This is a genomic window from Bradyrhizobium sp. USDA 4354, assembly GCF_054060315.1.
Genome location: NZ_JBSSDC010000001.1, coordinates 4,255,798 through 4,280,208, shown reverse-complemented (window position 1 = coordinate 4,280,208; position 24,411 = coordinate 4,255,798). Strand labels below are relative to the sequence as shown.

Genomic DNA, 24,411 nt, shown 5'->3' with positions numbered 1-24,411 from the left:
CCGTCGTTCTGTCATTCCGGGTTCGGCGCTCCGCGCCTACCGGAATGACCCGCTTCTAGGTCATGCTGCCCGGCATGAAGCAGCGAACGCGCGGATGACCGTCGATATAGTGCTTCCACACCATGGTGCGGCCGATCTTGTTCGGCACGGTGATCACCGCACCGTCGGGCACCACGACCCATTCGTCGTCGATGCGCACGCGGTAGTGACCGCGATCGGACTCCCAATCGACGTCGGCAATGACGTAGCCGTCGGCATCGGAGCAGCACGGCCCGTATTCGCTATGCAGACTCTCGAACCAGGGTTTTAAGGGCGAGTTGGCGTAGCGGCCGTCGTCGCGCGCCAGCGCCGAATTCGTCAGAACCGTCAGCCCCAGCAGCACGGCGGCACACTGTCTTGCAGGTCTCATGTTGTCTCCGCGGTCGAAGTGATCACCGCGGGGCAAACGCTGCCGTCCGCCCTCCGCATGGTGCGCGGCAGGCGTGGAGACGGCGACTCGCTCCCCCAGCAGCTTTGCCGACAGCTATGCAAATCCGGCGCCAGCGCGCATTCCGGGGAACTACTGGAGCGGGTCCGGCACCCGTTCGCCTTTCGGCGAAGGTGGTCGCCGTGCAGGGATACGGAGAGACTGATACCTACTGGCTTCCCCGCCGGAGCCTGTCATCGGGCTCGCCGAAGGCGAGACCTGTGGCGGGGAAACAACCATGCACCGAAGCTACAGCTCTTGAGGCGGGCAGAGTACGGCGCACGCCCTTACTGCTTCGCCGGCGCCATGGTGCCACCCTTCTTCGCCGCGGGCGCCGGCGGCTTCGCGGCGGCAGCCTGCGCGGGCAGGTATTTTGCGACGATGGCAGGATCCACCTGGGCGATGTAGGCATCCGGCAAGCGCGTCCAGGTCTCGTCCTTGCCGAGCAGCGCGATGCCGAGATAGCCGCGCAGCGTCAGGGTCTGGCCGTCGGGGCTGACCCGCATGTTGGCCTTCCAGATCTGGCCGTCGCGCGGATTGAGCACGTTGCCGCCTTCGTACTTCAATCCTTCGCGCTTCATGTTACGGACGAAGGAGATGCCGAGCACCGGCGCGTTCTTGCGATCGTCGGTGCACTTGGAGCAGACCTCGTTCGGATTGTCGGTTGGCCGCGGGAAGGTCTTGGCGATGACGCCTTCGAAGACGCCGCTGCGGTCGACGAAGAGAAACCATCCGACCGTCTTGCCGTCTTCGACCTTCTGCCAGAGGCCCGCCGCCGTGGGCTCGGCGGTCTGCGCTGCGCACGGCGTCACCGTCGCGAGCGACAATGCGAGTGCGAGGACGGAGAGCAGCCGAAAGCTGGAATAATTCCGCATGAGATCACCTTGCTATTCCACGACCGGAATGGCCGCAGACTACGGCGATTTCGCGAGCGGTTCCAGCACCAGAAACATGGGGCATCGCCTCCCCCGCTGCGTTCCCTCAGTTGACACCGAGCTTCTTTTGCAGGCTGGAGGACGAGGTCGTGTACTGGAACACAAGCCGCTTCTCCGGATAGACATAACGATGGGCTTTTTGCGACATCAGCGCGCCCTCGTGGAATCCGCACAGGATCAACTTGATCTTGCCGGGATAGGTGTTGATGTCGCCGATCGCGAAGATGCCGGGCACGTTAGTCTCAAACGCGGATGTCTCGACCGGCACCAGATTGTTCTCCAGCGCAATACCCCAGTTCGCAACCGGGCCGAGCTTCATGGTCAACCCGAAGAACGGCAGCATGGTGTCGCAGGCGATTTCGGTGATGCTGTTGTCGTTGCCCTTGACGGTCGCGCCGGTGAGCTTGCCGTCAGCGCCGGAGAGCGCGGTGACTTGGCCGAGCCGCAGATCCATCTTGCCGCCGGCGACCAGCGCGCGCATCTGCTCGACGCTGTGGGGCGCGGCGCGAAACTCGTCGCGCCGATGCAGAAGCGTGATGCGCTTGGCCAGCGGATGCAGATTGAGCGTCCAGTCGAGTGCTGAATCGCCGCCGCCGACGATCAGCACGCTCTTGTCGCGGAACGTCTCCATCTTGCGCACGGCGTAATGCACCGACGTGCCCTCATAGGCCTCGATGCCCGGCACCGGCGGACGCTTGGGCTGGAATGAGCCGCCGCCGGCCGCGATCACCACCACCTTGCATTCGAACACCTTGCCGGCATCGGTGGTGCAGCGGAAAGCGGGATCGCCGATCTTCTCCACGGTCTCGATCATCTCGCCGAGATGGAAGGTCGGATGGAACGGCTTGATCTGCTCCATCAGCGCGTCGGTCAGCCCCTGACCGGAGACATGCGGAATGCCGGGAATGTCGTAGATCGGCTTTTCCGGATAGAGCTCGGCGCACTGGCCGCCGACCTTGTCGAGGATGTCGACGAAATGCGCCTTCATATCGAGAAGGCCGAGCTCGAAGGCGGCGAACAGACCGCAGGGGCCGGCGCCAATAATCAGCACATCGGTTTTGATCACGTCGCTCATGTCGTCTCTTTATCGGTCGTTATCGGTTGGGACGCAGCCCTTTGGGCGGAGGTGACCCTACCTGTCTAGCCAACGGGGATGGAACAGGGAAGGCATAAAAGCGGGATCGCCCCGCCGCCGCGCCCACTTGCCGGGCCAAAATAACTGGGCTGTAACGAGGTTGGATATGACGGAGATCAATCGGTGAACGCACCAACCCGCCTCGATACGACGCCGCGCCTTGAAGACTTTCCGTTTCGGCTCAGCGACAACGTCCGCTTCGGCGATCTCGACCCGAACCAGCACGTCAACAACGCGGTCTACGCCACCTATTTCGAGACCGGCCGTGTCACGCTGATGAAGCTTCCCGAGTACGGGCTGACCCCGCCGGGCCTCGCCTGGATCATGGTGCGGCTCGACATGCATTTCCGCGCCGAGCTGCACTGGCCGAACACGATCGAGCTCGGCCTCGGCGTGGTGAAGCTCGGACGAACCTCGGTGACCTTCGAGCAGGTCGTATTCTCGCAAGGAAAGTGCATCGCGTCGGCGACGTCGGTCGGCGTCTTGCTCGATGAGGCGACGCGGCGACCCGCGCCGCTGACCGCAGAGGTGATCGAGAAGCTCAGACCCTGGCACAAGCGCGGCATCGAGGTCGCGCCGCCGGGCATCTAGTGTATTTGGAGACGATCAGGCCTGGCGTTCCGGCGTCGCCACGACGAGACCGTCGAGCTCGTCGGAAACCTTGATCTGGCAAGACAGGCGCGAGTTCGGGCGCACGTCGAAGCCGAAGTCGAGCATGTCCTCCTCCATCGGCGTCGGGCTGCCGACCTTCTCGCGCCAGGCTTCGTCGACATAGACATGGCAGGTCGCGCAGGCGCAGGCGCCGCCGCATTCGGCCTCGATCCCGGGAACGCTGTTACGGATCGCGGCTTCCATCACGGTTGCGCCGTTCTCGATTTCCACCGTGCGGGTTTCGCCCTTGTGGTCGACAAAGTGAATCTTGGCCATATGTGCTCGTGCTGCCGCGGTGCTGGGAATGAAGGAGGGTCCGGGCTGTCCTATAACGGGTCGGTTAGCCCGGCGCCATAGCGTTTTGAGGCGATCTAAATCTCGCTTTGCGGGAAGAAGACGCGTCAAAACAAAAGACTAGAAACCGGCTTCGACCATATCGGCTTACGGCTTCAGGATCGCCTCGATGGCGGCGCGAGCCTCTGTCACCGCCTCTTTCAGCGCGGCGAAGGCATGGGGCCGGCCATGGCCGGTCCGGATCGCGGTCTCCAGGCCGGCTGCGGCATCGGCCACCGCGAAAGCGCCGATCCCTCGCGCCGAACCCTTGAGCTTGTGCGCGAGCGCACCGGCCTCGGCCGGCATCGCAGCCATCGCCGCCAGCAGGCGGACCGCCTGCTCGGCGAACATCGCCAGCACTTGCTGTTCCAGTTCAGTGTCGCCGAGCGTCATCCGGGAGAGGTGATCAAGGTCGAGCGGGCTGTAGGGTGCAAGCGGGGGCGAAGGCATCCAGTCCATCCGTTGCAGTTCAGGTGTCATGGCGCAGGCCCGGCATCGCGCGGTGGCCGCCGGTTCGGCGGTCAGGTTCCCCTCACCCAAGCATGAAAATGGTTAACGAAATGTTTGGGTCATTTGACGCAGATCTGCCCGTTTGTTGACGAAAAGTTGCCGCAATCGGCCGCGTTCGGTGGAGAATTGCATTTATTGCTAAGGCGTTACGGCGCGATCCTGTTAACGATGATTAAGATTGTCTTAATCGCGGGCATTTCATTCGCGACGCTCTGCCAATAGGATGTTGCGGAAATTAGCGGACAAGCCGTCCGGGTGGGGACGGCTCGGAGATCCGCACAAGCGGCATGATCCGGTCTGTGGGCTTGCGTAGCGCGCAGGGCTCGCGGGGGGACGCGTACAAGTAACGAGGGCTCGGACTGAACATGGCGAACACTCCGAAGAAGGTCAAAGACCCCACAGAAGTTGCGCTTTCTGCAATCCAGGAAGCCCTGAACATCAGCGACACCGCTGCGGACACCAGCCGCAACGCCTCCGTGCGCAACGAAGCGGCGCCCCCGGTGCCGCCGCCCGCGCCCCCGATCTTCGACGAGCCGAGCTTCGAGCCGCGCCCGGCCGCCAATGAGCGGGCGACCGTGTTCGACCCGGTCGAGGAGCCGCGCACCTCGCGCCGCGCCGCCAATGACGACCGCGAGACCATCGGCCAGCTGCTCCAGGCGCTTCAGAAGGGCCGCCCTGCCCGCAGCGTCTACACCTTCGCCACCATCTTCGCCGGCATCTGGCTCGCCGCCTGCGCCGCGCTGACCGTCGGCTTCCTGCCCTCGATCCAGGCCGCCATGGGCCAGAGCGGCGGCGTGCTCGTCATTGCCGGTCTCGTCGCGATGTTCTTCGCGCCGATCATGCTGTTCTACTTCCTCGCCAGCCTCGTCTGGCGCGGCCAGGAAATGCGCATGATCGCGCAGGCGATGGCGCAGGTCGCGATCCGCTTCTCCGAGCCGGAAGGCTCGGCCTCCGATTCCATGGTCACCGTCGGTCAGGCCATCCGCCGCGAGGTCGCGGCGATGGGCGACGGCATCGAGCGCGCGATCGCGCGCGCCGGCGAGCTCGAGACGCTGGTCGCCAACGAGGTCGCCGCACTCGAACGCGCCTATTCCGACAACGAGGTGCGCATCCGCGCCCTGCTCCAGGACATCGCGCATCAGCGCGACAATTTGGTCGGCCAGGCCGAGCAGGTCCGCAGCGCCATCTCCGGGGTGCAGATCGACCTGCGCCACGACATCGCGCTGATCTCGGACGCGATCGCCTCCCGCGTCGACGAGGTTGCCAAGTCCATCACCGGCGCGCTGGAAGAGCGCGGCGCCCACATCACCAGCGCGCTGAGCAATGCCGGCGACAACATGATCCTGGCGCTCGGCGAGCGCGGCGGCGACCTGCTCGACCGCCTCGAGGAAGCCAGCAACGAGACCACGCGCGCCGTGCTCGACGCCAGCGAGCGGCTGACCACCAGCCTCAACTTCAAAACCGGTCACGTCCACGACGAGTTCGTCGATCTCGCCGACCGTGTCCACGAGATGCTGAACGAGCGCATCGACCGCATCACCGGCGAGTTCGAGCAGCGTTCCGCCGCGATCGTCGACGGCATCTCCGAGCGCACCGAGCAGGTGCACGATTCCCTGAAGAACTCGTCGGACTCGCTGCTGCTCGAGCTCGAGCTGCGTTCCAACGATATCTCCGCCAAGATCGACGACGCCGGCAACCGTCTCGCCGGCCAGATCATGACCAGCGGCGACAAGGCGAGCGAGGCGCTCGACGCCACCGTCAACGCCCTGGTCGCCAAGGTCGTCAGCCAGACCGAGACCGCGCACGATTCGCTGTCACTGCAGATGAGCGCCTTCGACGAGCTGGTGAGGAACCAGGGCACCGAGCTGGTCGAGAAGTTCGCCCGCGACTCCGGCACGCTGGGCGCGCTGATCACGCGCCACATCTCCGAGTTCGACCGCACCGTGAAGACCTTCGGCGGCGAGATCGTCGAGCGCATGGGCCAGCGCACGCAGGACATCGCCGAGACGCTGAAGACCTATGTCGACAATTTCGACAGCCGCTTCACCGCGAACGGCGGCGCAATCACGGGCGTGCTCGACCAGCGCCTCGTGCAATTCGAGACCACGGTCGGCGAACGCGTCGCCAACCTCGACACCTCGCTGAACGGCAAGATCGCCAGCCTCGACGGCACGATCGAAGGCCACATCAGGACCTTTGACGAGCAGCTCGTCGGCCGCGTCGCCGCACTCGAACAGTCATTCGACACCCGCGCGAAGTCCATGACCGAAACCATCGACGGCCGCATCAACACGCTGGCGACGTCGCTGACCGACGGCGCCGCGCAGGCGATCCAGTCGATCGACACCCGCCTCACCTACCTCACGACGACGCTCACCGGCGGCGCATCGCAGGCCATCGAAACCATCGATGCGCGCCTCAATCACCTCACGAGCTCGCTGACCGATGGTGCGTCGCAGACCATCCAGTCGATCGATACCCGCCTGACGCATCTCACGACAACGCTCACCGGCGGCGCGACGCAGGCGCTCGAATCCATCGACTCCCGCCTCACCTACCTGACCACCGCGGTCACGAACGGCGCCTCGCAGGCCGTGCAGTCGATCGATACGCGTCTGACCCTCCTCACCTCGACCCTCACGGACGGCACCGCGCAGGCGATCGAGGCGGTCGACCGCCGCATCACCGGCGGTCACCGAGATCATCGACGGCCGCAGCACGCATCTGACCGACACGGTCACGGCGCGCTTCCAGGACATCCAGCAGGCCATCGAGACCAAGGTCGGCTCGGTCGCCAGCGACATCGACGTGCGCGTGGCGCAGTTCGAGGACCTGCTCGGCTCGCGCGTCGAGGCGGTCGCCGGCCGCATCGAGAGCAGCGGACGCCAGGCCAGCGAGGACATGATGTCCCGCGCCGAGATGATCTCGACCGCGATCCGCTCGCATGTCGAGGACGCCGAGCGCTCGCTCACCAACCTCGTCGTCAACACCAGCGAGACGATCCAGACCGGCGCGCGCACCGCTCAGCAGTCGCTGCTGACGGTCTCCTCCGACGTCAACGCCCAGCTCAAGATGACCTCGGCCGAGGTCGAGCAGGCGCTGACCGCGGTCGGCACCGGCGCGGCCAACTCGATCCTGACCAGCGCGCGCGAAGCGCAATCGACGCTGGTCGCGACATCGGGCGAGGCCTCCAACCAGATCAAGGGGCTCGCGGCCGACGTCGAACGCACGCTGTCGGCGGCAGGCTCCGCCACCGCAGCCTCGATCCTGGCCGGCGCCCGCGAGGTGCAGACCACGCTCGTCACCGCGTCCTCGGATGCGGCCAGCCAGGTCAAGGCGCTCACCGCCGACGTGCAGCGTTCGCTGTCGCTGGCCGGCACCACCACGGCGGAATCGATCACCGCCGGCGCCCGCGATGCGCAGAGCGCGCTGATCGCGGCCTCGACCGAGACCGCCAACCAGATCAAGGCGCTGTCCTCGGACGTGCAGCGCTCGCTCACGATGGCGGGCACCTCGACGGCCGAGACCATCATGAGCGGCGCCCGCGAGGCCCAGAGCACGCTGGTCACGGCGTCCTCGGATGCGGCAAGCCAGGTCAAGTCGCTCGCGGCCGAGGTGCATCGTTCGCTCTCGCAGGTCGGCCAGACGACCGCCGAGACGATCACCACCAGCGCCCGCGACGCCCAGAGCACCCTGCTCGCGGTTTCGGCCGAACAGACCAGCCAGGTCCGTTCGCTCGCGGCCGAGATGCAGCGCGCGCTGGCGACCGCTGGCGGCGCCACCATCGAGGCGCTCACCAGCGGCGTTCGCGAGGCCCAGGGCTCGCTGATCTCCGCCTCGACCGACGCGGCGAGCCAGATCAAGTCGCTGACCACCGACATCGAGCGCACGCTGACCGCGGTCGGCGCCGACACCGCCTCGACCATCCTCAACAGCGCGCGTGAGGCGCAGATCTCGCTGACCTCGACCTCGGCCGACGCCGCGAGCCAGATCCGCACGATCTCGACCGAGATCGAGCGCACGCTGAGCGCGGCCACCACCAACGCGACCAACGACATCCAGACCAGCGCGCTCAACGCCCAGAACGCGCTGATTTCCGCCTCCAACGAGGCGAGCTCGCGGGTCAAGTCGAGCTCGGCCGACGTCGAGCGCTCGGTGCTCGCCGCCAGCAGCAGCTTCGGCCAGGCCATGACCGGCAAGACCGACGAGATCGTCACCTATGTGCAGCAGCAGGCCGACCGTCTGTCGAACATGATCGACGCCAAGCGCGGCGCGCTGGTCGACGCCATCGGCTCGAAGACCAGCCAGCTCACGCTCGACATCGACCGCGTCACCTCCGACGCGCTGAAGTCGATCGAGACGCGCGGCCAGGCCTTCTCGCAGACCATGATGGGCAACGGCTCGGAAGTCGCCCGCACCATCAACGCGGCGAGCGAGATCGCCACCAGCGCGGTCGGCAAGTCGCTCAAGGACCTCGAGCAGGCCTCGCGCTCCGCGATCGACCAGTCGCGCCAGGTCTCGATCGCGGCCGTCACGGAGATGCAGGAGACCAGCAAGATCCTGCGCACCGACACGGTCGCCCTGTTCGAGCGTCTGCGCGAAGGCAACATCCTGCTCCAGGAGGTGCTGACCGGTGCGCACGACAACCTCAACTCGCTCGAGCGGGCGCTGGTGACCCGCGTCGCCGACTTCGTCTCGGCGATGAACGACGTCACCTCGCGCAACGGCGCTGCGACGCAGAACCTGGAAGAGCAGCTCAACGTCTTCAACAGCAAGACCACGAAGGCGCTCCAGGATCTCGGCGAGCTGTCGACCCAGTTCGACAAGCACGGCCAGGCGCTGGTCGAGGCCGCGCAGGTCGTCGAGCAGAGCAACAAGAACACCACCGCCTCGCTCGCCGAGCGCAAGCAGGCGCTGGAATCGCTCGTCACCACGATCGACCTGCGCACGGCCGATCTCGATCAGCGGCTGTCGCGCTTCACCGGCCTGCTCGATGAATCGCTGGCCGCGGCCGAAGAGCGCGCCCGCGACATCGCGCGCGTCGTCGCCGAGACCGCCGGCGCAGGCTCGGCCGCGATCACCCGCCAATTCGAGGCGGTGCGCGCGGCGTCCGAGGAGGAGCACCGGCAGACCATCGAGGCGATGCACGACATCTACCGCCAGACCACGGACGAAGCGGATGCGATGTTCAAGCAGTCGACCGAGAAGTTCACCAACCTCGTCTCCAGCATGAAGCAGATGGCCTTCGAGATGCACAACGAGCTCGAAGCCACCCGCAACGAGCTGCGTCGCGGCGTGCTCGAGATGCCGCAGGAGGCCGCCGAGAGCACGGCGCAGATGCGCAAGGTGATCGTCGACCAGATCGAGGCCCTCGCCGAGCTCAACCGCATCGTGGCCCAGCACGGCCGCGGGCTCGATGTCACCACGGCGGGCCGTGCGTCCGTCGCCGTCCAGCGCCAGGAGGAGCCGCTCATGGCTAGCGCGGGCGGTCGTGGCACCGAGACCCGCATGCGCGACACCGGCAGCGCCTCCACGCTGCCGCCGCCGGACCTCGGCATGCCGGCCGCGCGCCGCACCGAAGCGCCGCCGGTCGCCCCCGCGGGCAACGACCAGGGCCGTGACGGCTGGCTGTCGGACCTCTTGAACCGCACGGATGCCAACCAAGGCGCCCCGGCCGGACGTGAGGCTCCCCGTGGCCGCGCCGCACCTGCGCCGCAGCCGCAGGCCCCGCAGGCCAGCAGCAATCCGCTGGAATCGCTGTCGCTCGACATCGGCCGGCTGATGGACCGCAACCTCGCCGCCGAGATGTGGGACCGCTACCAGCGCGGCGAGAACAAGGCCTTCACCAAGCGCCTCTACACGCCCGCCGGCCAGAAGGCCTTCGACGAGGTCGCCCGCAAGTACCGCGCCGACCGCAACTTCAAGGGCACGGTCGACCGCTACGTCGCCGAGTTCGAGCGCCTGCTCGACGAAGTCGCCCGCGACGGCCGCGGCCCGCAGGAGCTGCGCGGCCACCTGACCTCGGAGACGGGGCTGGTGTACACCCTGCTGGCCCACGCGGCGGGACGGCTGGGGTGAGCGCGACAACGACATGAATGAAAAACGGAGGCCTTTCGGCCTCCGTTTTTGTTTGGGTCAAGCTTGGTAGCCCGCATGCAGCGCAGCGGAATGCGGAACAGTCCTGGATTGCGCTTCGCTCCATTCCGGCTAAGGGCTCAGTGAACCAATAGGAAATGCCGATGGTTTTCATTCTCTCGGATGACGGGCGCGACGACGGATATCCAGCGGCAAAGGTTGCGTTCGAGCGGTACGAAACTTACCTGGCCCAAAGCCAATCCGCGTTCCCGCCTCGCGCATACGAGCTTGCAACCTCCGATTGGTTCTACAACCCGCGAGACCACCGCTGCCCGCATGATGCCCGGCTGGAGTCGCTGCAAATATCCGAACGGCCCAGCGCTCGGCCTCGTCAGCGATTCTGCGCAATCGCGCTACGTCTGCTCGGCGCCTACCACGACGGCCACATCGAGATCACATATCCGACCGTGTACGCCTATTCACTCCAAGAGCTCTCGCCGGATGCGCCGTCGCACGGTGATTGGCGCTACGACGAGTTTCGCGTTTCAGATCGAGGTCACTTGATTCATGAGATCGAGTGGGCCTATGGCGCTCAGTGCAAGGCGTTCGTATGGACGATTGAAGCCGACGATATCGAATTCCGGTGGGTACCGAAGCAGGGGTGCGGCTGAGAGCAGCGTTCGGCGCGCAGCACGCCGTTTTGTTCAAGCGATTGCGAGGCGCGAAGCGTCTCATCATTGGCTCGGCCAATACCGCTCCATCCCGTCACCCTGAGGTGCTCGCCCTGCGAAGCAGGGCGAGCCTCGAAGGGCGACAGCCCGGCTGCATCCGGGCCGTGCATCCTTCGAGGCTCCCCAAGCGACGCTTTGCGCCGCCTGGTCCACGCCTCAGGATGACGGATCGAGAGCTCGGCTGCGCGCTGCGAACAGCTTGACACGCATCTTATAGTTGCAGAAATTGCGTTGACACGAGCCCGCCCCTGCCATGCGGACGCAGCGTCGCACGCCAGCCTCGAAGGAAGATTGCTTGGGCATCTATATCTACATGCTGAGATGCGCGGACGGATCCTTTTACATCGGAAGCGCCACCGGTGGGGACACGTCCAAACGTGTCGACGAGCACAACGCCGGGGTTTATCAGGGATATACCTACTCGCGACGGCCAGTCGTTCTCGTGTGGTCCGAATATTTTGATCGGATCACTGATGGAATTGTTGCCGAGCGACAGCTCAAAGGCTGGAGCCGAGCCAAGAAAGAAGCACTTATCCGTTCGGACTGGAAAGCAGTAAGTCAACTGGCGCGACGGCGGGCCGGGGCGACGAAATCCAAAGCATAGGCTCTGTGGCGGCGGACGGGCCGTCTATCCTTCGAGGCTTGGCCCACGTTGCTGCGCATCGCGGGCCGCGCACCTCAGGATGACGGAGCATCTGCGAAAGCGAAGGGTGGACGTACCTCCTACCGCCTGCCGCTCGCGGCGGACGCTGGCTTCGGCGGCTCGGGCGCCGGGGCGGGCTGGGATGAGTTGCTGGCGCCGAACAGCACGCGGGTCGGGTTGCGATCGAAATTGTTCACGGCGCGGCTGATGTCGCCGAGGGTGCGGCGGCCATCGGCCATCAGCGCGCCGGAGCGCTTGTCGAAATCTTCGGCGAGCTCGCGGATCGACTTCACCGCTTGGAACAGCTCGCCGCCATCCTTGCCGCCGGCCAGCGTGTTGAGGCCGAGCATGAGATTGTCGGCCTTGAGCATGACGCCGTCGACCTTGGCCATGACGGCGTCGATCTTCTCGGAGTTGCGCGCAAGCGAGTTGGTGAAGGTCTCGAGATTCTTCAACGAGTTCTTCACCGATTCCTGATTGTCCGCGACGATCTTGTTGATGTTCTGCAGCGTGCCGCGGATCGCCTCGGTGACGTCCTGGAGCTTGTTGGGATCGGCGGTGAGTGTGGGGATGCCGTCCTGGTCGAGCGGCGGCGGAGCCGCGGCCTCGTCGCCGCCCTTGAGCGAGATCGCGGCGACGCCGGTAAGGCCCTGGAATTCGAGGCCGACGAGGGTGTCCTTGCGGATCGGGGCGTTGTTCTCGATCATGGCGAGTGCGACAACCCGCCGCGGGTTGTCGAGCTTCACCGAGACCACCTCGCCCACCCTGATACCGTTGAAGTTGACGCTGCCGCCGTTGCGCAGGCCCGCCGCGGGGCCCTCGAACACGACGCGCAGGGGGCTGCGCTGCTTGGTGGTGTGGAGCGACTGAAACCACAGCACGAAGCCGATCGCCGCGGCGATCACCGCCAGCGTGAACGAGCCGATCAATATGTAATTCGCCCGCGTTTCCATCAGGTGCTCCGGCTGCTCAACCCAGCTACTCAACCCATGACCGCGCGGGCGCGCTTGCCGTGGAAATACTGCCTCAGCCAGGGATGCTGCGAGGCCTGCATGTCGGCGATCGACCCTGCCGCAATGATCTTACCGTTCCCTAAAACGGCGATGCGATCACATGCTGTGTAGAGGCTGTCGAGATCGTGGGTTACCATGAAAACGGTCAGCCCCAAAGTGCGCTGGAGTGTCCGGACCAGCTCGTCGAAGTCGCCGGCGCCGATCGGGTCGAGGCCCGAGGTCGGCTCGTCCAGGAAGACGAGGTCGGGATCGAGCGACAGCGCGCGCGCCAGCGCCACGCGCTTGATCATGCCGCCCGAGAGCTCCGAGGGAAAGCGCTCGGCGACCTCGGGTTTGAGGCCGACCATGGTGAGCTTGGCCATGGTGATCTCGTCCATCAGCCGCTGCGAGACGCGCAAATATTCGCGCATCGGAAACTGGATGTTCTGCCGCACGGTCAGCGAGGAGAACAGCGCGCCCTGCTGAAACAAGACGCCCCAGCGCCGCTCAACATTGCGCCGCTGCGACGTGCTGGAGGAATCGAGGTCGACGCCGAACACTTCGATGGAGCCGGAGACCTTCGGCACCAGGCCGATGATGGTGCGCGTCAGCACCGATTTGCCCGCGCCTGACGGGCCAACAAAGCCAAGGATCTCGCCGCGCTTGACGTCGAGGTTGAGACCGTCGAGCACGCGTGTGCTGCCGAACTGCACAGTGATGTCACGGACGCGGATGATGGGATTTTGAGTTTCGCCAGCCATCGTCACATCCCGATCGAGGCGAAGAAGATGGCGAAGATGCCGTCCATGACGATGACGAAGAAGATGCCCTTCACCACCGACGCCGTGGTGTGCTGACCCAGCGATTCCGCACTGCCCTGCACGGCGAGCCCCTCGACGCAGGCGACGATGCCGATCACGGCAGCCATCACCGGCGCCTTGACGATGCCGACGATGAAATGATCGATCGAGATCGCGTCGCGCAGGCGCAGCAGGAAAGCCTCCGGCTGGACGCCGCCATAGAGCCAGGCCACCAGACCGCCGCCATAGAGCGCGGCCATCGCGCCGAGGAAAGCAAGGATCGGCAGCGCCAGGACCAGCGCCATCATGCGCGGCAGCACCAGCACCTCGATCGGGTCGAACCCCATGGTGCGCAGCGCGTCGATCTCCTCGCGCATCTTCATCGAGCCGAGCTCGGCGGTGTAGGCGCTGCCGGAGCGGCCCGCGACCATGATCGCGACCAGCAGCACGCCGATCTCGCGCAAGACCAACACGCCCAGCATGTCGACGACGAAAATGTCGGCGCCGAAGCGGCGGAAATGGAAGATGCCCTGTTGCGCGATGATGCAGCCGATCAGGAAGGTGATCAGCACGATGATCGGCACCGCGCGCCAGCAGACCTGCTCCATGTGATGCACGGTCGAGGTCAGGCGGAACGAGCGCGGATGGATCAGGACGCGAAAACCCGCCGCGAGCACCGCGCCGAGCATGTCGACGAGGCCTGCCACCGTGCCGGCAACGCCGGCCACGGTCCGGCCGATCTGCTCCAGCATGCCGGTGATGGTGATCGGGCTGCTGTCGACCACGGCCGTCGCCCTGACCCGCCGCACCTCGTCGACCAGGCTGGAATAATTGGCGGAGAGCCCTGCGATCTGCGCCTCGACGGGCCCTTTTGTCAGGCTGCGGCGCAGCCGCTCGATCAGCCAGGCGCCGAAGGTGTCGAGCTTGGCGACCTCGGAGACGTCGATGAAGATGCTTTGCGGACTGCCGGCGAGCTTCTCGGCGTCAGCCACCATCCGCTCCAGGACCGGCGCAAAGCTCGCGGTCCAGGTGCCGGTGGCGCACAGTGCCAGCGCGTTGCCCTTGGCAATCCGCTCCAGCTTCGGATCGCCGTTCAAGATGTCCGCTCCCGTGCCGAGGCGCAGGAAACGGATAGAATCGGATGGTTGCGCACGCGCCCTTACCTAGAGAAGGTATCCCCAACTGCCCATTGTTAGTTGCTAGAGGTAACTAGCAGGTTCAGATTTCGCCAGAGTTCAAAATGACTTCCAGCAAACTTGTGTCTCTGGCGGCGCGAATCGAGCGCTTCCCGATCGCCGGCAGCTTTACCATCAGCCGGGGGGCCAAAACCGAGGCCGTGACGGTCGTGGCGGAGGTCGGCCGGGGCGGCCTGACCGGCCGCGGCGAGTGCGTGCCCTATCCCCGCTATGGCGAGACGCCCGAGGCGACGCTGGCCGCCATTCAGGCCATGCAGGAGGCCGTAGCGGGCGGGCTGACGCGGCAGGCCCTCCAGGCCGCCATGCCGCCCGGTGCGGCCCGCAACGCCCTGGATTGCGCCCTGATCGACCTCGAGGCCAAGGCGGCGGGCTTGCGTGCCTGGAACCTGCTCGACCGCCCGGTCCCGACCGAGCGCATCACGGCCTACACAATCTCGTTAGGGACCCCCGAGGCCATGGCTGCGGCGACCGCCAAGGCCGCGCACCGTCCGCTGCTCAAGATCAAGCTCGGCGGCGACGGCGATCCCCAGCGGATCGCTGGGGTGCGCAAGGCCGCCCCCGGATCCGAGCTGATCGTCGACGCCAACGAAGCCTGGACCGAGGCCAATCTGGAGCACAACCTCGCCGCCTGCGCCGCGGCCGGCGTCACGCTGGTGGAGCAGCCGCTGCCATCAGGCAAGGACGAGGCGCTGGCGCGGATCAGGCGCCCCCTCGCGGTCTGCGCCGACGAGAGCGTGCATGACCGCTCGTCGCTCGCGCCCTTGCGCGAACGCTACGATGCCGTGAACATCAAGCTCGACAAGACCGGTGGCCTCACCGAGGCGCTAGCCATGGCCGATGCCGCGCGGGCGCTCGGCTTCGAGATCATGATCGGCTGCATGGTCGCGACCTCGCTGTCGATGGCCCCCGCCATGCTGGTGACGCCGCAGGCGCGCTTCGTCGATCTCGATGGCCCCTTGCTGCTGGCGCGCGACCGCGACCACGGCCTGCGCTATGACGGCAGCCTGGTCTATCCGCCGGACGCCTCGCTCTGGGGATGAGCCTTGAGCCGATGCCGCGCCGACCAGATCACCAGCGCGCCGGCTGCGGCCATCGCGGCCATGACGTAATAGAGGCTATCGCCGATGCGGGCGTAGATCACGCCCGACGCGATCGAGGTCGCAGCGCCCAAGAGCCCGTTGCAGGCGGCATAATAGCCCTGCCCGCGCGCGATCTGATGTGAGGGCACGCGCTGCACCAGGAGGTTCATCGTGCCGAGAATGGTCATGCCGAAGGACAGGCCGTGGCCGAGCTGCACGATCGCGAGCAGCACCAGCGGCGGCTCGTTCGCCGTGACGATCCAGCGCACCGCCGCGCTCACGCCGCCGATTGCGATCATCGTGGTCGGATGCAGCGAGAAACGCGGCGACAGCGCGAACACGACGATCTCGGCAATCACGCCGAGCGTCCACAGGCCCGCGATCGTCAGGCCGCTGATCCCATGGAGCTGCCAGTTGATGGCGGAGAAGGTGTAATAGGCGACGTGGCTGCCCTGGATCAGCGCGGCCGAGGCGATGATGGCCCAGAAGCCGGCATCACGCAGCAGCGCCGTGTCGGCACGCGGCTCGGCACTCTTGCGTCTGACATCGTCGAGCGGCTGCAGCAGCAGGCTCGCTGCGACCGCGACGACCGCCCATGCGACGATGATCCAGATCAGATCGCGCGGCGCGATGATGTCGACGAGGTAGCCGCAGGCGAGCGAGCCCGCGGCGAAGGCCGCCGAGCCCCACAGCCGCAGCGGTCCGTAATCGAGCCCGTACCGCGCGACGCCGCGCAGCGCATACGCGTCGGTCAGTGGCATCGTCGGGGTCCACATCATGCAGGTCAGCGCATAGATCAGGAACAGCGCCAGCGGCTGCTGCTGCAAGCCGACGGCGGTAAATCCGATCGCGGTCGCCAGCACCGACATCATCATAGCGCCGCGAATGGCCTGTCGCTTTTCGGCAAAGGCGGTCACTTGCGGCAGCGTGGTGAAGCGCGTGATTGCCGGCAGCGCGTTGATGAGCCCGATCCACGCCGCGTCGATGCCGATCGCCTTCAGCCAGAGCGGGAAGAACGGCAGATGCGTGCCCGAAACCGCGAAGACCGCCGAATAGAACACGGCAAGACTCACGGCGAATCGCCGCTTCTGCGCCGCTGCGATGGGGATTTGTGATTCGCCTGCCATCAAACCAATTGCGATTCGGTCGATATCGTGGTGATCGTTACAGTAACGCGCACTGATTTGCGCGACGAGATTGTCATGGCCAACGAAGCATTCGCCCTCTCGCCCATGTCTGCCCGCGCGGCCGAGCCGAACGAGCAGGATTACGATGCGATCCGCGAAGCCTTCATGGAGACCGCGCGCGGCCGCTGGTTCCTCGGCGAGTACGCCAAGCGCAACCGCAATGCCGACACAAGCATGGTGTTGGATGCGGTCGCCAGAATCGAAGAAAGCCTTGCGGCACAGCGGCAACCCGTCGTCGAGGACCGCCTGCCCGAGGCCCTGGTCGAGATCCGCCGCGCCGTCCGCGAGGCCGAGACCATTGCGCTCGCGGCGTTCGATCCCGCCGCGATTGAGGCCAGCCTTGCGCCCATTCCGCGCGGGGTGCGCATCATCAAGGAGATCTCCTGGCGCTGGCGCGAGATCGGCGCCGACGGGCGAATCTGCGACCTCATTGATTCGCAACTCGCCTCGATCGAGGCCGCGTGCGGACAGATCTCGACCATCGACCCCCGCGTCGAGCTCAAGGCTGCCTTCGATCTGCTGAAAGATCGGATCGAGCAGACCGAGGGCGGCGCAACGCCGCAGGCAGAGCGCTACTCGCCGGCTCCGGCGCAGGAAACACCGCCGCCCGCCGCGGAGGCCGCCCCCGCCGAGATGGCAAGGGAAGCTCCCGTGGCTGTCACGGAGACGCCGCAGGACATCGCTGCGACTCCCGAGCCCGAAGCAGCCATTGAGGAAGCCGGCGCCGCCGAAGCATTCGCGATGGCTGAGCAGGCGATGGATGCGGCCACGCCGGAGATCGCTGCCAAGAGCGAGGTCGCGCCCGACAATGCCGCGATCGAGAACGCCGCGCATGAAGACGTTGCTATTGAAGAGGCGGTCGCCGAGCCCGCTGCCCTCGCGGAGGTGACCGACGACTTTGCGCTCGACGCCGCCGCGGAAGCCGAGGACGAAGCCATCCTCGAGGCGATCGCGCTGGAGATGGCCGCGCCCGATCCTGAGTTCGACGAGATCATCGAGCCGGTCGAGGTGGCCGCGGCGACGCCGGAACCGATGCCTTCGGACCTCGCAACGCCCATTGCCGCCGAGCTTCCGGAGCCGGTCGCAGCTGAGCCTGTCGTCACAGCCGTCGCGGAAGAGTCCGCCGCGGACGCACCGATCGCGATGGACTCGCTCGCGCGCCTCACCGACGCCATCGCGGAAGCCGCCGCCGAGGTGATGGAGCAGCAGGCCCCGGCCATGGCGGCCACGGCAACATTCGCCGCAGCGCCGACCGCGACGCTGCCGATGCCATCGCCCCTACCTGTGTCCTTGCCCGAGCCCTCGCTCGGCGCCACCATCCTCGCCAGCGGCATCCTGCAAAAATCCCGCGCGCCAGCCAACGACCCGCTCGCCCCGATCCGCCGCATGACCCAGGCCGAGAAGATCGCGTTCTTCTCGTAAGGGGCGCGCGCTCTCCCCACACCGTCATTGCGAGCGGAGCGAAGCAATCCAGGCTGTCTTCGCGGAGGGATTCTGGATTGCTTCGCTGCGCTCGCAATGACGCGTAGGCGCAGTCAGCGCCGCGCGATCACCCGCAATTCCAGATCGGCCCGATCGGCGTGCGCGTCCAGCACGGCCCGAAGCTGCCGCCGTTGTAGCGGCCGCCGCCAAAGCCGGGGCGGCCGAAATAGTGCCACTCGCCGTCCCAGCGGTAATATTGCGGAACCGGGTCGATGTACCAATGGCGCCGGTCGGCGCGCGACAGGCGGCGCATGGCGTCCTTCTGCTTGTAGAGCGGAATGCTGTTGCTCAGCGGCTGCCGATAGCCCGGCAGAAAACCGTAGCCCTTCCAGACCGGCTTGGGACGCTTTTGCACGGGCTCAGCGGGCGCGACGGCGGGCAGCAGCGACAGGATGACAGTAACGAAAAGACACACAAGGCGAGACATGGATCGACCATAGACACTCGCCTGTTGGAAGGCCATTCAAATTCGAGTGCTGGCTGATGGTCGCCATGCGCGGGATCCTCGCACACGATGATCGCTTCCGCTTTGCATCAAGCGATACGTCGATCGAACGCAGGTCCGCTAGCTGATCACGCCCTTTCGGATCAGGAAGCAGCCATAGCCCCTGCTGTCACCGACCTGCACCACGCCAAACCCCGCCGCTGCCGCGCGATAGAAATCCGGACGCGAGAGCTTGCCGGGCGTGACAGGTCGGCCAGCGGCTCGCTCGATCTCCGCCAGCACCGCGCGCTGCACCTCGGGCACGCGGTCGGGATCGTCGACCGGCATCATCACCCGCACAGGATCGGGATCGAAATCGTCGAGCGGATAGACCGACATGATGGCGCGGATGGCAACCTCCATGCTCATGCCCGGCAGCTGGATCAGGCGCTGCGATGAGGTGCTTTGCGCGATGCGGGTGGCCGGGTGATTGGCGTCGACGAAAACGAGGTCGTCGCCATGGCCCATCGCGGCGAGCAGCCAGAGCAGGTCGGGCGTCAGGATCGGATCGATCGATTTCAGCATGTGACGGATGTCCTCCCAATCAATCGCTCACCATAGCAGGTTCCAAGCGTGATTCAGATCACGTACGCGGCCATGGTGACAGGGATCACGGACCACACGCTCGAACGCGGTCAGGCTTGCTCGCAACCAATCTCGCATCGAGATGAGTGCCAAAGGAGCACGCCATGTTCCGCCTAAAGCCTTTCCTGATGACGGCTAGCCTCGTGGGAAGCCTGTTCGGCTTCGCCTGCGGGCCCGTTTCTGCACAAGTCGCCCCGGCCCCGCCGGCTCCCACCGCGCTGCAAGGCCCGGAGCAGCGGGTAGCGCTGGTGATCGGCAATGCGAACTACAAGAACGCGCCGCAGCTAGCGAATCCCGACGATGACGCGCAGTCGATGGCGCAATTCCTGAATTCCGCCGGCTTCGAAGTGGTCGCCGCGACCGACTTGACCCAGAACGACATGCTTCGCGTCGTCCAGGACTTTTCCGCCAAGGTCGCCTCACGCGGCCCGAACACGGTGGCGATGGTCTATTACGCCGGTCACGGCGTCCAGCTCGCCGGCGAGAACTATCTCGTGCCCGTGGACGCGACAGTGTCCAGCCCGACCGAGCTCGTCAACAATTCGGTACGCCTGGTCGACGTGATGTCGACGCTGGAGACGATCCCGAGCCGCATGCGCATCGTCATCCTCGATGCCTGCCGCAACAACCCGTTCCCGAACGTGAACGACGCCGGTCGGGGCCTTGCCATCGTCGATGCGCCGAACGGCTCGATCGTCGGCTACTCGACCGCGCCGGGCGCCGAGGCGCTCGACGGCACCAACGGTCACAGCCCTTACACGCAGGCGTTCCTGAACATCGCGCGCGAGCCCAACGTGCCGATCGAGCAGCTGTTCAAGCGTGTGCGCCTGCAGGTGAACCAGACCACCAGCGGCGCGCAGATCCCATGGGAGAGCTCGTCGCTAACGTCTGACTTCACCTTCTTCGGTGACACCGCCGTTGCCGCCAACCGCGCGCCGCGTGAGTGCGCCCGTCGTGCAGATGGCCGCCAACCTGCCGAGCCGCTCGACGCGCCAGGCCTATGACTACGTCGTGTCCGAGGGCCGTCCGGAATATTATCAGGAGTTCATCCAGATGTATCCGCACGACCCGCTGTGCGACCACATCCGCTGGCTGCTGAAGAACCTGCTGATCTCGCAGGCCTGGCACAAGGCGGTGCTCGCCAACTCGCCGCTTGCCTACAAGAGCTTCTATGACAGCTACGGCAACAGCCCCTATGCGCAGGTCGCGCTGAAGCTGCAGGCGCAGCCGAAGCAGATCCCCCTGATGCAGGCGACCAAGTTCCTGGCGCCGCAGAACATTGCCCCGATCCTCAAGATCGGCAATCTCGGCCAGCCCAAATACATGCCGCTGCAGCAGGGCAATGGCGCACAGGTGAACGGCAACCTGCCGATCGTGCAGAAGCCGGTCGACGGCGACATCGGCAAGCTCGGCAATGGCGGCCAGATCGTCAGCCTGCCCGCTGGCGACAACCGGCCGAACCAGCAGAACGGCACGCCGTCGCTGCCCCCGGGCAAGATCGTCACCCTGCCCGCGCCGACCAATACCGCCAACGGCAAGGTCGGCATCGGCAAGATAGTGACGCTGCCTGCGACCAACACCACGCCGAATGGCGGCAGCACCAAGCCGGGCAAGATCGTGAACATGCCGGTGAATGTCGGCAAGGGCGGTTCGAATGTCGGCGTGAAGCCCGTTCAGACGCAGAACCACCCGATCCGCGTCAACAACGGCAACACCGGCATCGTGAAGCTCAACAATCCGGTGAACAAGGTGCAGGTGCAGAACAACGTGCATTACAACGTGCAGAACACCCGTCCGCAGCTCAACACGATGCCGAACCGCATGGTCAACAGCAACAACAACTTCCGGCAGTCGATGAATCAGGCGCCGAGCATGAACGGTGGCGGCAACCGTCGCGGCGGCTTCATGCACTGATCGCGCAAGGCTCGCGCACAACGCAGGGGCAGAGCGGGGACGCTCTGCCCCTTCTTCATGTCAGGTCTTGAGCATCGTCATTCCGGGATGCGCCGAGAGGCGCAGGCCCGGAATCGATGGCGCGGCAGAGTTGATGGAGAAATAGATTCTACGATGCGCAATTGCGCATCGTAGCTCTCGCTTCGCGAGCCCCGGAATGACGGCTAAGCCACCAGCTCGGCGAACAAGTCCGCATCGACATTGCCGCCGGAGAGCACGATGACGACGTTCTTCCCTGCGACGTCGAGGCGTCCCGCGAGTAGCGCGGCAAGGCCCACCGCGCCGCCGGGCTCCACCACGAGCTTGAGCTCGCGATAGGCGAATGCGACCGCCGCGCCGACTTCCTTGTCCGAAGCCGTGACGCCGCGCGCGAGCAGCTTGCTGTTGATCGCAAACGTCATCTCGCCCGGCATCAAGGCCATCAGCGCATCGCAGATGGTGCGCCCTGCAGGCGGATGCGGCTCGCGATGGCCGGCGGTCAGGGAGATGCCGTGATCGTCGAATGCCTCGGGCTCGGCCACCACGATCTCGGCTTGCGGATAGCGCGCCTTCACCGCCGTGGCGACGCCTGCAATCAGGCCGCCGCCGGAGGCCGGCGCCACCACGATGTCTGGGCTGAGGCCAAGCGTTGCCATGTCTTCCGCGATCTCGCGGCCGGCGGTGCCCTGCCCCGCGATCACGAAGGGATCGTCATAGGGTTTTACAAGCGTCGCGCCGCGTTTTTCGGCGATGCCGCGCGAGATCGCCTCGCGGTCATCGCGATCGCGATCGTACAGCACGACTTCGGCGCCGTAGGACTTGGTGCGCTCACGCTTCGACAGCGGCGCATCCGCCGGCATCACGATGGTCGCCTGCATGTCGAGGATCTTTGCCGCGGCTGCCACGCCCTGGGCGTGGTTGCCGGAGGAGAACGCAACGACGCCGCCGGCGCGCTTGTCCTGGGGGATCGAGAATACCTTGTTGAAGGCGCCGCGGAACTTGAACGAGCCGGTGCGCTGGAGCATCTCCGGCTTCAGGAACACTTTCGCGCCGACGCGCTCGTTGAGCACGGGGAAGGACAACAGCGGGGTGCGGATGGCATAAGGCGCGATCACGCGCGCCGCGGCATCGATGTCGGCAGGGCCGACCGGAAGGAGCTGTTCGGTCATGGCGGAATGTTATCGCGGCCGATGACACGGGGGCAAGACACCTCCGCGGGAGGATTTCCCCCATAGCGTTTTCGAGCGAAGTGGATACCGGTTCGCGTGAAGAAAACGCGTCAAAACAAGAATCTAGAGCTATTTCGATCCATCGGATCGAGATAGCTCTAGGCCACGAAGCGTGGCTGTTCCGCGCCGGTCCGGCCGGGCAGCACCGCCCCGGCCGCCTGGATGCTGTCGATGAAGACCCGCGCCGAGGCTTCCCAGGTGTAGTTGGCGGCAAACGCGACGCAGTCCTGCCGGGAGATGTCGAGCGCGGCGAAGCAGGCGTTGCGCAGATCGTGATCGAGTGCGCCGACCAGCGCATCGCCGATGACGTCGCGGGGTCCCTTCACGGGGAAGGCCGCCACCGGCAGGCCGCTGGCGAGCGCCTCCAGCAGGACCAGGCCGAAGGTGTCGGTCTTGCTCGGGAACACGAACACGTCGGCCGCGGCATAGATTTCCGCCAGCGCCTCGCCGTGCTTCTCGCCGAGGAAGATTGCATCCGGATAGGCTTCTTCCAGCGCGGCGCGCGCCGGGCCGTCGCCGACGACCACCTTGGTGCCGGGCAGATCGAGGTCCAGGAACGCCTCGAGATTCTTCTCCACCGCGACCCGGCCGACCGACAGGAACACCGGTGCGGGCAGGCAGAGATCAATGACGCGGGGATGGAACAATCGTGTATCCACGCCGCGCGGCCACAGCACGACATTGTCGAAACCGCGCTCGGTCAATTCGCGCGCGAGCGCAGGGGTCGCCGCCATGACGGCGCGGCTGGGGCTGTGGAATCGGCGGAGCGCCCGCCAGATCAGCGAGCCCGGAACCGGCACGCGGGCGCGCACATATTCGGGGAAGCGGGTGTGGAAGCTGGTCGTGAACGGCAGCTTGCGCTGACGGCAATAGCGGCGGACCATCAGGCCGATCGGCCCTTCCGTCGCGATGTGGATGCTGTCCGGACGCGCTTCTTCGATCAGCCTTGCGATCCGGGCCGGGCGCGGCATGGCAAGGCGCACGTCGCGATAGCTCGGCATCGCGAAGGTGCGGAACGATTGCGGCGTCAGGAACGCGAATTCGACGCCAAGCGCCTCCGCGGCATCAGCAAGCTTGGTCAGCGTCCGAACCACACCGTTGACTTGCGGGTGCCAGGCGTCGGTCGCGACCAGGACGCGCATCAGGCGGCCCTTGCTGCGACCTGCGGAACGGCTGCCGGCCTTTGCAAATGATCGGCCCAGGTGATGATCTCGAAATGGCCGTCGTCATGCTCGACCAGGGCCGTGCAGCTCTCGACCCAGTCGCCGCAATTCATGTAGCGGATGCCGGCCTCGTCGCGGATGACGGCGTAATGGATATGGCCGCAGATCACGCCGTCGGCGTCGTGGCGTCGCGCCTCGGCCGCAAGCGCCTGCTCGAACGCGCCGATATAGTTGACGGCGTTCTTGACCTTCTGCTTGGCCCATTGCGACAGCGACCAATAGCGCACGCCGAACAGGCGGCGGAAGAAATTGACGAGGCGATTCATCTGGATCGCGAAGTCGTAGGCCTTGTCGCCGAGATGGGCGAGCCAGCGCGCATTCTGCACCACGAGATCGAAGATGTCGCCGTGGATGACGAGATAGCGCTTGCCGTCCACGCCGGTGTGGACGGTGTTCTCGACCACGTCGATGCCGCCGAAATGCGTGCCGTAATAGTTGCGCAGGAACTCGTCGTGATTGCCGGGGATGTAGATGACCTTGGCGCCCTTGCGCGCCTTGCGCAAAAGCTTCTGGACGAGGTCGTTATGCGATTGCGGCCAGTGCCAGCTCGATTTCAGCGCCCAGCCGTCGACGATGTCGCCGACGAGATAGATCGTGTCGGCATCGTGGTAGCGCAGGAAGTCGAGCAGAAGGTCGGCTTGAGAACCGCGGGCTCCGAGATGGACGTCGGAGATGAACAACGTGCGAAAGCGCCGCTCCGGGCTCTCGTCACTCACATCGTAACTTCCCATGCGCCAGCCTGT

The 24,411-nt window shown here is 65.8% G+C and carries 19 protein-coding genes and 2 pseudogenes; 7 read left to right on the top strand and 14 right to left on the bottom strand.

Annotation, left to right across the window (positions count from 1 at the left end):
* Nucleotides 1-55: 55 nt before the first annotated feature.
* The 3 genes from ACVIIV_RS19475 to ACVIIV_RS19465 form a co-directional block, all read right to left on the bottom strand.
* The gene (locus ACVIIV_RS19475; RefSeq protein ID WP_456745605.1) at nt 56-409 is read right to left on the bottom strand and encodes a hypothetical protein; all 354 of its coding nucleotides are present in this window, start codon (nt 407-409) and stop codon (nt 56-58) included.
* A 344-nt stretch (nt 410-753) separates the two neighbouring features.
* Nucleotides 754-1,341, bottom strand: a complete 588-nt coding sequence (locus ACVIIV_RS19470; protein ID WP_456745604.1) for a DUF2147 domain-containing protein — start codon at nt 1,339-1,341, stop codon at nt 754-756.
* Between the two features lie 106 nt (nt 1,342-1,447).
* Nucleotides 1,448-2,476: an NAD(P)/FAD-dependent oxidoreductase gene (locus ACVIIV_RS19465; RefSeq protein WP_456745603.1), complete on the bottom strand. Its 1,029-nt coding sequence runs from the start codon at nt 2,474-2,476 to the stop codon at nt 1,448-1,450.
* Nucleotides 2,477-2,659: 183 nt separating this feature from the next.
* Here ACVIIV_RS19465 and ACVIIV_RS19460 point away from each other — a divergent pair, with 183 nt between their 5' ends.
* On the top strand, nt 2,660-3,127 hold the full coding sequence (locus ACVIIV_RS19460; RefSeq protein ID WP_456745602.1) for an acyl-CoA thioesterase: 468 nt from the start codon (nt 2,660-2,662) through the stop codon (nt 3,125-3,127).
* A 15-nt stretch (nt 3,128-3,142) separates the two neighbouring features.
* On the opposite strand, the gene ACVIIV_RS19455 is transcribed toward ACVIIV_RS19460, so the two are convergent.
* Complete coding sequence (locus ACVIIV_RS19455) at nt 3,143-3,463, bottom strand: 2Fe-2S iron-sulfur cluster-binding protein (RefSeq protein WP_074121684.1); 321 nt, start codon at nt 3,461-3,463, stop codon at nt 3,143-3,145.
* 165 nt (nt 3,464-3,628) lie between these two features.
* A complete protein-coding gene (locus ACVIIV_RS19450) occupies nt 3,629-3,970 on the bottom strand; it encodes an Hpt domain-containing protein (RefSeq protein ID WP_456745601.1) in 342 nt (113 codons plus the stop codon).
* A 425-nt stretch (nt 3,971-4,395) separates the two neighbouring features.
* Here ACVIIV_RS19450 and ACVIIV_RS19445 point away from each other — a divergent pair.
* The 3 genes and pseudogenes from ACVIIV_RS19445 to ACVIIV_RS19435 all read left to right on the top strand — a co-directional run bounded on the left by ACVIIV_RS19445 (nt 4,396) and on the right by ACVIIV_RS19435 (nt 11,440).
* Nucleotides 4,396-10,108: pseudogene (locus ACVIIV_RS19445) on the top strand (apolipoprotein A-IV repeat region-like domain-containing protein).
* A 161-nt stretch (nt 10,109-10,269) separates the two neighbouring features.
* The gene (locus ACVIIV_RS19440) at nt 10,270-10,776 is read left to right on the top strand and encodes a hypothetical protein (RefSeq protein ID WP_456745600.1); all 507 of its coding nucleotides are present in this window, start codon (nt 10,270-10,272) and stop codon (nt 10,774-10,776) included.
* A 355-nt stretch (nt 10,777-11,131) separates the two neighbouring features.
* Nucleotides 11,132-11,440, top strand: a complete 309-nt coding sequence (locus ACVIIV_RS19435; RefSeq protein WP_456745599.1) for a GIY-YIG nuclease family protein — start codon at nt 11,132-11,134, stop codon at nt 11,438-11,440.
* Nucleotides 11,441-11,559: 119 nt separating this feature from the next.
* On the opposite strand, the gene ACVIIV_RS19430 is transcribed toward ACVIIV_RS19435, so the two are convergent.
* Genes ACVIIV_RS19430 through ACVIIV_RS19420 form a run of 3 tightly spaced genes read right to left on the bottom strand, consistent with a single transcriptional unit; the run spans nt 11,560 to nt 14,368 of the window.
* Nucleotides 11,560-12,432 carry an MlaD family protein gene (locus ACVIIV_RS19430; RefSeq protein WP_456745598.1) on the bottom strand — a complete coding sequence of 291 codons (873 nt, stop codon included), beginning with the start codon at nt 12,430-12,432 and terminating at the stop codon, nt 11,560-11,562.
* Nucleotides 12,433-12,461: 29 nt separating this feature from the next.
* Complete coding sequence (locus ACVIIV_RS19425; protein WP_456745597.1) at nt 12,462-13,232, bottom strand: ABC transporter ATP-binding protein; 771 nt, start codon at nt 13,230-13,232, stop codon at nt 12,462-12,464.
* Nucleotides 13,233-13,234: 2 nt separating this feature from the next.
* Nucleotides 13,235-14,368: an MlaE family ABC transporter permease gene (locus ACVIIV_RS19420; protein ID WP_456745596.1), complete on the bottom strand. Its 1,134-nt coding sequence runs from the start codon at nt 14,366-14,368 to the stop codon at nt 13,235-13,237.
* A gap of 143 nt (nt 14,369-14,511) precedes the next feature.
* On the opposite strand from ACVIIV_RS19420, the gene dgcA reads away from it, so the two are divergent.
* On the top strand, nt 14,512-15,507 hold the full coding sequence (dgcA, locus tag ACVIIV_RS19415) for an N-acetyl-D-Glu racemase DgcA (RefSeq protein ID WP_456745595.1): 996 nt from the start codon (nt 14,512-14,514) through the stop codon (nt 15,505-15,507).
* On the opposite strand, the gene ACVIIV_RS19410 is transcribed toward dgcA, so the two are convergent.
* Nucleotides 15,477-16,673: an MFS transporter gene (locus ACVIIV_RS19410; protein WP_456745594.1), complete on the bottom strand. Its 1,197-nt coding sequence runs from the start codon at nt 16,671-16,673 to the stop codon at nt 15,477-15,479. The genes dgcA and ACVIIV_RS19410 overlap by 31 nt on opposite strands.
* A 75-nt stretch (nt 16,674-16,748) precedes the next feature.
* On the opposite strand from ACVIIV_RS19410, the gene ACVIIV_RS19405 reads away from it, so the two are divergent.
* Complete coding sequence (locus tag ACVIIV_RS19405) at nt 16,749-18,155, top strand: hypothetical protein (RefSeq protein WP_456745593.1); 1,407 nt, start codon at nt 16,749-16,751, stop codon at nt 18,153-18,155.
* A gap of 127 nt (nt 18,156-18,282) precedes the next feature.
* Here the strand turns inward: ACVIIV_RS19405 and ACVIIV_RS19400 are convergent, their stop codons facing one another.
* Both ACVIIV_RS19400 and ACVIIV_RS19395 read right to left on the bottom strand, forming a co-directional pair.
* Complete coding sequence (locus tag ACVIIV_RS19400) at nt 18,283-18,642, bottom strand: hypothetical protein (protein ID WP_456745592.1); 360 nt, start codon at nt 18,640-18,642, stop codon at nt 18,283-18,285.
* A gap of 138 nt (nt 18,643-18,780) precedes the next feature.
* Nucleotides 18,781-19,224 (bottom strand): RbsD/FucU family protein, encoded by a 444-nt coding sequence (locus tag ACVIIV_RS19395; RefSeq protein ID WP_456745591.1) that lies wholly within the window; start codon nt 19,222-19,224, stop codon nt 18,781-18,783.
* A 164-nt stretch (nt 19,225-19,388) separates the two neighbouring features.
* On the opposite strand from ACVIIV_RS19395, the pseudogene ACVIIV_RS19390 reads away from it, so the two are divergent.
* A pseudogene (locus ACVIIV_RS19390) lies at nt 19,389-21,198 on the top strand (caspase family protein).
* A gap of 203 nt (nt 21,199-21,401) precedes the next feature.
* Here ACVIIV_RS19390 and ACVIIV_RS19385 read toward each other — a convergent pair.
* The 3 genes from ACVIIV_RS19385 to ACVIIV_RS19375 all read right to left on the bottom strand — a co-directional run bounded on the left by ACVIIV_RS19385 (nt 21,402) and on the right by ACVIIV_RS19375 (nt 24,399).
* Complete coding sequence (locus ACVIIV_RS19385) at nt 21,402-22,385, bottom strand: threonine/serine dehydratase (RefSeq protein ID WP_456745590.1); 984 nt, start codon at nt 22,383-22,385, stop codon at nt 21,402-21,404.
* 158 nt (nt 22,386-22,543) lie between these two features.
* Nucleotides 22,544-23,587, bottom strand: coding sequence for a glycosyltransferase family 4 protein (locus ACVIIV_RS19380; protein ID WP_456745589.1), 1,044 nt, complete (start codon nt 23,585-23,587; stop codon nt 22,544-22,546).
* Nucleotides 23,587-24,399: a UDP-2,3-diacylglucosamine diphosphatase gene (locus tag ACVIIV_RS19375; RefSeq protein WP_456745588.1), complete on the bottom strand. Its 813-nt coding sequence runs from the start codon at nt 24,397-24,399 to the stop codon at nt 23,587-23,589. The genes ACVIIV_RS19380 and ACVIIV_RS19375 overlap by 1 nt, the downstream gene beginning before the upstream one ends.
* Nucleotides 24,400-24,411 lie beyond the last annotated feature (12 nt).